This window comes from Microbispora sp. NPDC049633 (genome assembly GCF_040675265.1).
Lineage (GTDB): Bacteria > Actinomycetota > Actinomycetes > Streptosporangiales > Streptosporangiaceae > Microbispora > Microbispora maris.
This window is the reverse complement of sequence record NZ_JBFAOO010000233.1, coordinates 1-10,580: the sequence shown is the minus strand read 5'-3', so window position 1 is coordinate 10,580 and position 10,580 is coordinate 1. Positions and strand designations below refer to the sequence as shown.

General features: G+C 73.7%; 8 protein-coding genes and 1 pseudogene. 4 read left to right on the top strand and 5 right to left on the bottom strand.

Annotation, left to right across the window (positions count from 1 at the left end; genetic code table 11):
* From AB0J39_RS34705 to AB0J39_RS34695, 3 genes and pseudogenes are all read left to right on the top strand, one after another.
* Nucleotides 1–1,820, top strand: a pseudogene (locus tag AB0J39_RS34705) (ATPase); the annotation flags it as partial.
* A 91-nt stretch (nt 1,821–1,911) separates the two neighbouring features.
* Complete coding sequence (locus tag AB0J39_RS34700; RefSeq protein WP_363472550.1) at nt 1,912–2,544, top strand: hemerythrin domain-containing protein; 633 nt, start codon at nt 1,912–1,914, stop codon at nt 2,542–2,544.
* 6 nt (nt 2,545–2,550) lie between these two features.
* Complete coding sequence (locus AB0J39_RS34695) at nt 2,551–3,015, top strand: nitroreductase/quinone reductase family protein (protein ID WP_363472548.1); 465 nt, start codon at nt 2,551–2,553, stop codon at nt 3,013–3,015.
* A 128-nt stretch (nt 3,016–3,143) separates the two neighbouring features.
* On the opposite strand, the gene AB0J39_RS34690 is transcribed toward AB0J39_RS34695, so the two are convergent.
* On the bottom strand, nt 3,144–4,982 hold the full coding sequence (locus tag AB0J39_RS34690; protein ID WP_363472546.1) for an MFS transporter: 1,839 nt from the start codon (nt 4,980–4,982) through the stop codon (nt 3,144–3,146).
* A gap of 205 nt (nt 4,983–5,187) precedes the next feature.
* Nucleotides 5,188–5,787: a TetR family transcriptional regulator gene (locus AB0J39_RS34685; protein ID WP_363472544.1), complete on the bottom strand. Its 600-nt coding sequence runs from the start codon at nt 5,785–5,787 to the stop codon at nt 5,188–5,190.
* A 124-nt stretch (nt 5,788–5,911) separates the two neighbouring features.
* Between AB0J39_RS34685 and AB0J39_RS34680 the strand changes: the two genes are divergently transcribed.
* The gene (locus AB0J39_RS34680; RefSeq protein ID WP_363472542.1) at nt 5,912–7,288 is read left to right on the top strand and encodes a protein kinase; all 1,377 of its coding nucleotides are present in this window, start codon (nt 5,912–5,914) and stop codon (nt 7,286–7,288) included.
* 38 nt (nt 7,289–7,326) lie between these two features.
* Here the strand turns inward: AB0J39_RS34680 and AB0J39_RS34675 are convergent, their stop codons facing one another.
* From AB0J39_RS34675 to AB0J39_RS34665, 3 genes are all read right to left on the bottom strand, one after another.
* Nucleotides 7,327–8,523 (bottom strand): NAD(P)/FAD-dependent oxidoreductase, encoded by a 1,197-nt coding sequence (locus AB0J39_RS34675; protein ID WP_363472540.1) that lies wholly within the window; start codon nt 8,521–8,523, stop codon nt 7,327–7,329.
* 74 nt (nt 8,524–8,597) lie between these two features.
* Nucleotides 8,598–10,088, bottom strand: coding sequence for a wax ester/triacylglycerol synthase family O-acyltransferase (locus tag AB0J39_RS34670; RefSeq protein WP_363472539.1), 1,491 nt, complete (start codon nt 10,086–10,088; stop codon nt 8,598–8,600).
* Nucleotides 10,089–10,142: 54 nt separating this feature from the next.
* A partial coding sequence (locus AB0J39_RS34665) for a peptidylprolyl isomerase (RefSeq protein ID WP_363472537.1) occupies nt 10,143–10,580 on the bottom strand: 438 nt, incomplete at its 5' end.

The window sequence follows — 10,580 nt, the reverse complement described above, 5'->3', positions numbered from 1 at the left end:
GGACCGGCGGCAACCCGCTGTTCGTGGCCGAGACCGCCCGTCTGATGGCGACGGAGGGAGCCGCGGCGGCCCACTCGCTGCCCCCCGGGGTCCGCGACCTCATCCGCAGGCGGATCGCCCGCCTCCCCGCCACCGCCCAGACGACGCTGCGCAACGCCGCCGTCATGGGCAGGGACGCCGACGTCGACGTGCTGGTCGCCGTGCGGAACGCCGACGAGGAGACCGTCCTCGACGGCCTGGAGGCGGGAGTGCTCGCCGGGCTGCTCACCGAGCCGGCGCCCGGCATGGTGCGGTTCACCCACGTGCTCGTGCGCGAGACCCTCTACGAGGACATCCCCCGGCTGCGCCGTACACGGCTGCACGCGAAGGTCCTCACCGCGCTGGAGCGGGTGCGCCCGGGCGACGTCGGCGCGCTCGGCTACCACGCGCTGGCCGCCGCCACGGCGGCCACCGCGCGCGAGGCCGCGCAGTACGCGCGGAAGGCGGCGGCGCAGGCGTCCGGCGTCTACGCCCACAGCGAGGCGGCGAGCCTGCTGGAGGGCGCGCTCGACGCGCTGGACCTGGCGACCGAGCCCTCGGACGACCTCCGGCTCGACCTGCTGTGCCGTCTGGTCTCGGCGCGGGCGAGCGCGGGCGACGTCATCCGGGCCACGGCCACCCGCGGACGTGCCCTGGCGCTGGCCAGACGACTCGGCGACGCCGGCGGCCTCGCCCGCGCGGCCGTCGCCCTCGACGCCCCCATGATCTGGCAGAACGACAACGAGCTCGACGTCGACATCGTGGAGACCATCCACGCCTGCCTGCCCGCCGCGACGGGCGAGCTGAGGTGCCGGCTGCTCGCCGCCCTGACGCAGGAGATGGGCGGCCACGACGAGGAGATCGTCGACAGGGCGAGCGCCGAGGCCGTCGAGATCGCCCGCGACCTCGGTGATCCCCGGCTGCTGTGCCTGGCGCTCGCCGCACGCTACTGGGCGACCTTCGTGCCGGGCCGCCGCGACGAGCTGGAACCGGTCGGGCACGAACTGCTGGAGGTCTCCGCCCGCGAGGGGCTGCTCGGCTACCAGACGCTCGGCCACCACGCGCTGTGCATGGTCGCGCTGGGCCGCAACGACTGGGCCACCGCCGAACGGCACGCCGCGCGGGCGGTGGAATACTCCACGAGTGGCCAGCTGGGCCTCGTCCTGGCCATCATCGCGTTCCTCGACGCCCTCCGCCTTCTGGTGAAGGGAGAGTTCGAGCAGGCCGAGGCGGCCTACACGGTCCTGTCCGACCGGATGGGAGAGGCCGGAGGACCCAACGCCACCTCCTTCCGCAGCCTGGCCCGGTTCGTGGTCCGCCTCGCCTGCGGCCGGGCGCACGAGTCGGTGGCCGAGCTCGCCGCCGCCCGCGCCCGGATTCCCGAGGAGATCGACGAGTTCCACGTCAGCGCGCTGGTCGCCGCCGGGCGTCTCGAGGAGGCCCGGTCCGCCTGGCCGGTGGACCGCTGGCCGACGCGGTGGGTCTACCACACGATCAACGTGGCGCTGCGGGCGGGAAACGCGATGGCCCTCGGCGCCCGGGATGTGGCCGAGGAGTGCTACCGCCTTCTCCTTCCGTTCCGGGGGGAGATGGTCGGCCTGCACACGGTGGCGGTCACGCTCGGCCCGACCGGTCTCGTGCTGGGAAGGCTGGCGGAGTACCTGGGCGACCCCGCCGCGGCGGCGGAGCACTACGCCACCGCCGCCGGCGTCGCCGGGCAGCTCGACTCGCCCCACTGGCGTGAGGAGGCGCTGCGGGCGCGCGAGGAGGCGCTGCGGGCGCGCGACGCGCTGAAACCGTGAGGCCAGAGCCGCCAAGTGGCCGCCAAACAGGCGTTTAGCGGCCGGGGCCACCGTGGTTCCGACACCGATTCGGACATCATGGAGGCTCACCGTGGAGACCCCCGACCTCACCGGGATCCGCATCATCCACCGCGCCATGCGCGGCGACCTGCACATGCTCCGCACGCTCGCCGAGGACCTCGAGGCGGGACGCCAGCGGGCGGACTCGGCCCGCGCCGCCGCCATCACCCGCTACGCGGAGGACGTCTGCGGCGCGATCCACCACCACCACAGCAGGGAGGACGAGATCGTCTGGCCGGTCATCGAGCGGTCGGCGGGCACCGCCGTCGACCTCGCCGACCTGTCCGATGACCACTCCGAACTCGGCCCCCTGCTCGAGCGGGTCCGCGTCGCGGCGCGGGCCTTCGCGGGCGGCCGGGCCGTCGCCGAGCTGGCGGCCGCGCTGCGCACGCTGTCGGAGCTCATCGACGAGCACATCGAGGAGGAGGAGCGGAGGATCTTCCCGGTCATCGAGAAGTACGTCTCGGCGGCCGACTGGAAGACGATGGAGAAGTCGCTCAGGGGCGGCGGCGACCCGCGCTTCGAGCTCTCCTGGGTCGACCGGTACGCGAGCCCGGAGGAGATGGCGCACATCCGCAAGCTGGCCGGGCCGATCCTCAGCCTGCTCCTGACGCTGGCGCGGCCCTCCTCCCGGCGCCGCCGGCGGCTCGTCTTCGGGAGCTGAGCGGCCATGGCACGACGTTCCCGTCTCTACAACAGGATCATCCGGCACGTCTGCGACCGGCAGGTGCGCAGCTATCGCAGGACCGGCGGGCGCAAACCCGCCACCATGCGGGGCATCCCCGTCCTGCTCCTCACCACGCGAGGCCGCAGGACCGGCCTGCCCAGGACCCGGCCGGTCGGCTACGGCAGGGACGGGCGGCGGTTCGTCGTCGTCGCCTCGAACGGGGGCGACGACGCCACTCCCGCCTGGTGGCTCAACCTGCGCGACGACCCCGTCGCGGAGATCGAGGTCGGCGGCGACGACGGTCTCACCGTGCTCAAGGTGCGCGCCGCCGAGGCCACCGGCGAGGAGTACGACCGCCTGTGGTGGGCGATGAGCCGGCGGCACCCCGTCTACGAGAAGTACAAGGAGATGACGCCGCGCCGCATCCCCGTGGTGGTGCTCGAACCTCTCGACGCCCTCCCCACGTGATCCGGCCGCCGACGGCCCCGCTGCCGGGCGCCGGCCGGCGCGGCGGCCGCGGGCGGGGGCCGCGGGCGGGGGCCGTGCCAGGTCCCCGCCCGGCCGCACGCGTACGCCGGCGCCCCGCCCGTGCGCGCCTACTTGTCCCGCGCGGCGCGTTCGTCCCGCGCGGCGCGCGAGGCGTCGAACTCCTCGTCCGGCACGACCAGCTCGTTGCCGGCCAGACCGGCCTCGCCGGCGACCGCGGCGAGCTCGGAGCCGAGCGACTCGTGGGCGGCGGCGCGGTGCCCGCGGCGAACGCGGTCGGTCAGCAGCGACGACAGGGCGGCCACCAGGCACGCGGCCACGGCGAACCAGAAGGCGATGACCAGCCCCTGGTGGAAGGGGCCCGCGATGAGGTGCGGGAAGAACTCCTTGCTCGTCAGATGGGCGCCGCCGTCGGGCAGCCGGTCCAGGATGCCGCCGAGGAGCTGCCGGAACGGGTTGTATCCGAGGAACGCCGCGAACAGCACGGCGATCGGCGGCAGCTGGGCGATGCCCTCGGCCTGTGCGGCGGGCACGCCCTGGGCCACCAGCTCGTCGTGCATGGTGTGCGGCAGCGACTGCGCCAGGCCCGCGATCATCAGGCTGAAGAACACGCCGATGGACAGCACCATCGAGGAGTTCTGGAAGGTCGCGGTCATGCCCGCGCCGACACCGCGGGACTCCGCCGGGACCGAGTTCATGATCTCCGCCCGGTTGGGCGAGGAGAACAGCCCGGACCCGACGCCGTTGACCAGGATGAGCAGCGCGAAGACGCCGTAGCCGAAGTCCGTCGGCAGGGTCATCAGGGCGTAGAAGCTCGCCGCGGTGATCAGGGCGCCGCCGACCGTGAACATCCGCGGCCCGAACCGGTCCGACAGCCAGCCGGAGACGGGCGCCGACAGCAGGAAGCCCACGGTCAGCGGGATCATGTAGATGCCCGCCCACAGGGGCGTCTCCTCGAAGCTGTAGCCGTGCAGCGGCAGCCAGATGCCCTGCAGCCAGATGATCAGCATGAACTGCAGGCCGCCGCGCCCGAGGGCGGTGAGCAGGCTGGCGACGTTGCCCGCGAGGAACGCCCGGTCGCGGAACAGCGTGAGCCGGAAGAGCGGTTCGGCCACCCGGGTCTCGATCCAGGCGAACAGCGCCAGCAGCAGGACGCCCCCGGCGAGCGCGGTGATCACCCAGGGGTTGCCCCAGCCCATCACGCCGGTCCCGTACGGCTGGATGCCGTAGGTGATGCCGACCAGCAGCGCGATGAGGCCGACGGCGAAGGTCGCGTTGCCCCACCAGTCCATCCGCGCCCGGCGCCGCACGCCGTTGTCGCGCAGCTTGACGTACGCCCAGACGGTGCCGAAGACGCCGAACGGCACGGAGACCAGGAAGATCGCCTTCCAGTTCACCGGGGCGAGGACACCACCGATGACCAGACCGAGGAAGGAGCCCGCGATGGCGGCGATCGAGTTGATGCCGAGCGCGGTGCCACGCTGGCGGACGGGGAAGGCGTCGGTCAGGATCGCGGTGGAGTTGGCGAACAGCAGCGCGCCGCCGATGCCCTGGACGATCCGCCAGCCGATCAGCCACATCGCCCCGGCGTCGCCGTCCATCCAGGTCAGCGAGAGCATGATCGAGCAGAGGCTGAAGACCGCGAACCCGAGGTTGTACATGCGGACCCGGCCGAACATGTCGCCCAGGCGGCCGAACATCACCACCAGCACGGCCGTGACGACCATGAAGCCCATCATCATCCACAGCAGGTAGCCCGTGTTGCCGGGGTCGAGCGGGTTGAGGCGGATGCCGCGGAAGACGTCCGGAAGGGCGATCAGCACGATGGACTGGTTGATCGTCACCATCAGGACGCCGAGGGTGGTGTTGGACAGCGCGATCCATTTGTACCGCGAGGGCGGCGCCGACTGCGGCGACGCTCCCGCCCGGGACTGGTTCGCTACGGCCACGGAGTGGTTCCCCTCCTCTTGGTCCGCACAGCGCACGGCCTGTTTCCGGCGCGGCGAGCGGCGGACGAACCGTTAGTTAGGACAACTAAATTACCCTGGCCGGATGACGTTGATGTATCCCGTCGTGCGCAACAAAGGCCGCCATGGGGCCCTTAAACGCTTTTGGGCGTTATTCGACGTATTTTCGGGCGGCACACCGCCGGTGTCAGGACGTGAGCGCGCCGGCGATCACGTCGGCCACGCTGTCCACGACCGTGCCGCGGTCGAGCCCGGGGTTCTCCAGCCACCAGTCGCCGATCGCCTGCACCATGCCGACGAACGCGTGGCCGAGCACCTGGGCGCGCACCGGGTCGGCGACGCCCTCCTCCGCGAGCATCGCCCCCAGTTCCTCGCCGACGCCGCGCACGATGGCGGCCATCCGCGTGCGGGTGCGGCTGTCCTCCGCGCTGGCCCGGTGGAACAGGAACCGGTAGAGGTTGGGGTTGGCCGAGATGGTCTCGAGGTAGGCGTCGACGGCGGCCCGGGCGCGTACGCGGGGGTCGGCCATGGCTTTGGCGAACTCGGGGCGCAGCAAGTCGATCACGACACGCGTGTGGCGTTCGGCGAGAGCCTGGTAGAGGCCGCTCTTGTCCCCGAAGTGACGGTAGAGGATCGGCTTGGTGATTCCCGCCTCCGCCGCGATGGCGGCCATCGACGCGTGCGGGCCCTCCCTGCGGATGACCCGGTCGGCCGCGTCGAGCAGCTCCCTGCGCCGCTCCGGACTCCGGCCGCGCTCCCCTGTGCCGCCCGTCGTGAGCCCCGTCATGAGCACAGCATAGGGTCGCTCCCCCCGTCGTCCGGATCAAGACCGGGGCCGACGGGCGATCACTCCGGTAATGTGCCGGACGCGGGATTTGTGATCGCGGTTTCCGCCGGGTCGGAGGTGCGGGGTGGGCGAGGCGGGCGGGCCGCTGGTGCCGGGCTACGAGGTGCTCGGCGTCCTCGGCCAGGGAGGCTTCGGGGTCGTGTACCGCGCCCGCCAGCTCGCGGTGGGCCGGGAGGTCGCACTCAAGATCGACAACCGGGTGCTCGTCTCCGACCGCGACCGGCGCAGGTTCATGCGCGAGGTGACCTCCGCCGGCGCCCTGTCCGGCCACCCGCACGTGGCCGACGTCTACGACGCGGGCGTCCTCCCGGACGGCCGGCCGTACATGGTGCTGGAACTGTGCCCCAACGGGTCGCTCGCCGACCGGCTGCGCGACGGCGGCCCGCTCGGCCCCCGCGAGGTGCGCGACATCGGCGTCAAGATCGCCGACGCGCTGGCCGCCGCCCACGCCCTGGGCGTCCTCCACCGCGACGTCAAGCCCGCCAACATCCTGGTCAACTCCTACGGCATGGTCGCGCTGTCGGACTTCGGGCTGGCCACGATGCCGGGGCAGGGCGGCGCGGCGCAGGGCGAGGTGTCGGTGACGCGCGAGTCGCTCACACCCGCCTATGCCCCGCCGGAGGCGTTCGACCTCACCGAGCCCACCGCCGCGGGGGACGTGTACGCGCTGTCGGCCACGTTGTACGCCCTGCTGCGAGGCAGGCCGCCGCGCTTCCCCGACGGCGGCGTGGTGAACGTCGCCGCCATCATGGCGCTGCACCGGCTGCCGATCCCCGACATCCCCGGCGTGCCCGCCGCGTTCATCGCCGTCCTGCGTCACGGCATGGCCAGCGATCCGGCCCAGCGGATCCGTACGGCCGCCGGGCTGCGGGACGCGCTCGCCGCCCTGGCCGCGGACGGTTCCGCCGCCGGGGACGGCGCGCGGCCCACCGGGCCGGAGCCGCCCGGTGCGGGGAGCCCCTCCGGCGTCCCGGGGTGGGGCGTCCCCTCTCCCTCCGGATCCGCCGTGTACGGCCGGCATCCCGGGGAGGGACGGCCGGCCGAGCCGGGGCACGCGCTCACCGGCCCCGGCGGGGGCCTTCCCGCGTACGGTCAGGACATACGCCGGGCGGCGACCGCGCCGAACGCGGTGCCGAGCCCTCCGTCCGAGCGGCGGCCTCCCGCTCACCGGCCACCGGGTCAGGGGACGCGGCGCCCCGGGCAGGGGTCCGTGCCCTCGCCCCCGCCGCGCGCCGGCATGTCCCGGCAGTCGATCGTCTTCGCCGTGATCGCCGCCGTCTTCGCCCTGCTGCTCACGGCCGGGATCGCGGCGCTGACGCTGGGAGAGGGCGACCGGGGACCGGACACGCCCGTCACTCCCGGCGGGACCTACAGCCGGGGCGCGGACGGCGGAACCGGCCTTCCCGGCGGGCGCGTCCCGCCGGGCGCCTTCCACGCGTGACGCGCTCGCCGGCCCGAAGTGTGGGCCGGGGATCGCGGTCAGGGCGCGACGCTCTCGTTCCAGTCGATCCGGTAGCCGTGCATCCAGCCGAACATCCTGCGCGGGGTGGCGAAGGTCCGCATGGCGATCGGCGCGGTGACGCTCATGAGCATCCGGGCCACGCGACCGGACGCCTTCCTGCTGTTCGTCCTCGCCGCGGACGCCGCGATCTTCTCCACCCTGTCCCGGCGCAGCCTTTCGTACGCGGAGAACGCGGCGGGCACGTCGGGCAGGTCGCGCAGGCAGCGGGCGAGCTGGATCGCGCTCTCCACCGCGAGCGCGACGCCCTGGCCGGAGCTGGGCGAGGGCGCGTGCGCCGCGTCCCCGGCCAGCACCATCCGGCCGCGGTGCCACCGCGGCACCGGGGGCAGGATCTCCAGCGCGCCCAGGGCGGACAGCTCGCCGGCCTCGGTGTGCCGGAGCAGGTCGCCGCCGGGCACGTCGTCCGCGTATGCCTCGCGCAGCACCTCCAGCCATCGCGCCGCGGGCACCTCCCGCGCCCGCGCCGCGGTCATGGGCTCGGGCCGCGGCAGGTTGCCGAACCACAGCGTGCGGCCGTCCGGCCCGGTCCAGTGGCCGAGGAAGGCCCGCCGGCCGAAGACGTAGTGCATCGTGTCCGGCGGACCGGGCACCGTGAGATCCGCCCGGCCGCCGAAGGCGATCAGCCCGGCGTACGCCGGGCCCGGCGTACGCGGGTCGACGAGCGTGCGGACCGTGGAGCGGATGCCGTCCGCGCCGACGAGCACGTCGGCGGTCGCGGTGCTCCCGTCGGCGAACCGCGCGGTCACCCCGTCGCCGGTCTCCTCGACGCCGGTGAGCCTCCTGCCGTGCTCGACCCGCACGCCCTGCGCCGCCGCGTGGTCGTGCAGCAGGCGGTACAGCTCCGGGCGCCGCAGGACGTGGCCGGGCGGCAGGCCCGGCACGCCGGTGTACACGCCGAACTTCCTGCCCCGGCCGTCGCCGATGACCGTGCGCCTGATCGGCCGGCCACTCGCCTCCACGGCGTCGGCGACCCCGATGATCCGCAGCGCCTCCAGGCCGTTCGGCGCCACCTGCAACCAGCCGCCGAGGCCGTCGGCGGGCGTTTCGCAGGCCTCGTGGACCGTGGCCTCGATCCCCGCCCTGCGCAGTGCGAGCGCCGTGACCGGGCCGGCGATCCCGCCCCCGATGACCAGCGCCGTCCTGACCCCTGTCACCCTCGTCCTCCTTCGCCCCCCACCACTGTCCGGCGCGGGACGAACAAGATCAACGGGTCTGCGGGAAATTCTCGCTACCCGGCTCCGCCCCGGCGCGCCCTGCGCGGGCGGGGCCGGGCCCGGCCGGCCAGCGCGCCGTACTCGGCCAGCGAGTCCCGGAGATAGTCGATGAGGTCCCATACGTCGGGCACCATGTCGCGGTCGGTGACGACGCCGAAGCCGAGCCTGCCGTCGTAGGAGAAAACGGTGATGTTGATCCCGCCGCTGACGTCCGTGATCACCGACATGGGGTAGAGCGCGGTGACCCGAGCCCCGCACACGTAGAGCGGAAGCTGGGGTCCCGGCACGTTGGAGACCAGCAGGTTCATCGCGGGAGCGGCGCGCGAGGCGATCCGGAAGGCGGACCTGGCCGCCAGCGCGCTCAGCGCGGCCGGCATCGCTTGGCTGAACTCCAGGAGCCAGGCCGCCGGCGCCGCGGCGAGCCGTTCCTTGATCAGCCGCATCGAGCGGTTCACCGACAGCAGCCGGTCGCGCGGGTCGGCCACATCCGTCGGCAGGGTGGTCATGGTCAGCATGACCTCGTTGGCGGCCGATCCGTTGGGGGCCTGTCCCCGGGTCGAGACCGGGATCCCGGCGACCAGCGGCTGACGGGGCAGCTCGTCCCGCTTCACCAGCCAGCGCCGCAGCGCCGTGGCGCACATCGCCATGACGACGTCGTTGACGGTGACGCCGAAGGCGTTCTTGACCCGCTTGACCTCGTCCAGCGGCAGCTGACCGAACGCGAACCGGCGGTGCCGCGAGATCGGCCCGGAGAACGGCGTGCGCGGCACCACCCTGCGCGGCAGCTCAGGCAGGCTCTCGGCGGCGCCGCTGCCGATGCCGCGGACGAACCGCGAGACCAGCCCCGCCCCCGGGAGCTGGGCCACGAACGGCACCTCGTCCAGCCGCGGCATCGCCTCGGCCACGAACCGCAGCAGGGCGAACGGGTTGTCCAGCACCCGCGCGACGCCCCTGATGATCATTTCTACCGCGTCGGGGGCCTCCTGCGGCGCGGCCTCCGGAAGCGGCACGTCGGCCGGCTCGGTCTCGAAGTCCATCAGCGCGGCCAGCACCTCGGTCCCCGTGACACCGTCGACGGCGGCGTGGTGGACCTTCGTGTAGATCGCCACCCTGCCCTCGGCCAGGCCGTGGATCAGGTAGATCTCCCACAGCGGCCGCCCCCGGTCGAGCCGCGCCGCGTGCAGCCGGGCGACCTGCTCGGCGAGCTTGTGGTCGTCACCGGGAGGAGGCAGCGCCAGGTCCCGTACGTGGTAGTCGAAGTCGATCTCGCGGTCCTCGGCCCAGTAGGGGTGATCGAGTCCGAAGGGCACCTGGACCAGCCGCTTGCGCAGCGGCGGCGCGAGATGGAGCCGCCGTTTGAGCAGCGCGATCACGTCCTCGCGGGTCAGCGCGCCACCCGGCCTGCCGGAGGGGTCGAGGATCGTGAGCGCCGCGATGTGCGCCAGGTTGGTGGCCGTCTCGAAGTTGAGGAACTGCGCGTCGAAGGCGCTGACTTGCTGTGCCATGCCTACTGACCTGCCCCGAAAGCCGGGGCTCGGACCGCCCGTGCCGCCGCGGGCTCAGTGCCGGTGGGTGGCGTCGGGCTGTGCCGGGTCGGCGGGGTGCTCGTATCCCGGCATGAGGACGACCGAGCCGGCGTGCCGCGCGTCGAGCCAGCGGGCGAAGGCCCGCTCCGCGCTCTCCTCCGCCAGCTCCGCGAGTATCCGCTCCCGCACGGACGCGTACGGCTCCCGCCGCGCCGCCTCGATCCGCTCGACGACCAGGGTCCAGGGGCCGCCGGGGCCCTCCACGGGCCCGACCGTCTCGCCCTCGCGGGCCGCGAAGACCGCGTCCTCGATCGGCCCGGCGATCTGCCCGCGCCGGACCGGCCCGAACGGACGGACCCAGCGCGTCTCCGGCGCGGTGAACCGGTCGAGGTTGCGCAGGTAGTAGCCGCGCGCCTCGTCCTCCGACGGTGCGCGGCCGGCGGCGAGCGCCCGGCACACCGCCCTCGCGGC

Excerpts from the sequence above, each read along its gene's own strand:
- AB0J39_RS34670 (WP_363472539.1), bottom strand. The coding sequence starts at position 10,088 with ATGGCACAGCAAGTCAGCGCCTTCGACGCGCAGTTCCTCAACTTCGAG.
- AB0J39_RS34685 (WP_363472544.1), bottom strand. The coding sequence starts at position 5,787 with ATGACGGGGCTCACGACGGGCGGCACAGGGGAGCGCGGCCGGAGTCCG.
- AB0J39_RS34695 (WP_363472548.1), top strand. The coding sequence starts at position 2,551 with ATGGCACGACGTTCCCGTCTCTACAACAGGATCATCCGGCACGTCTGC.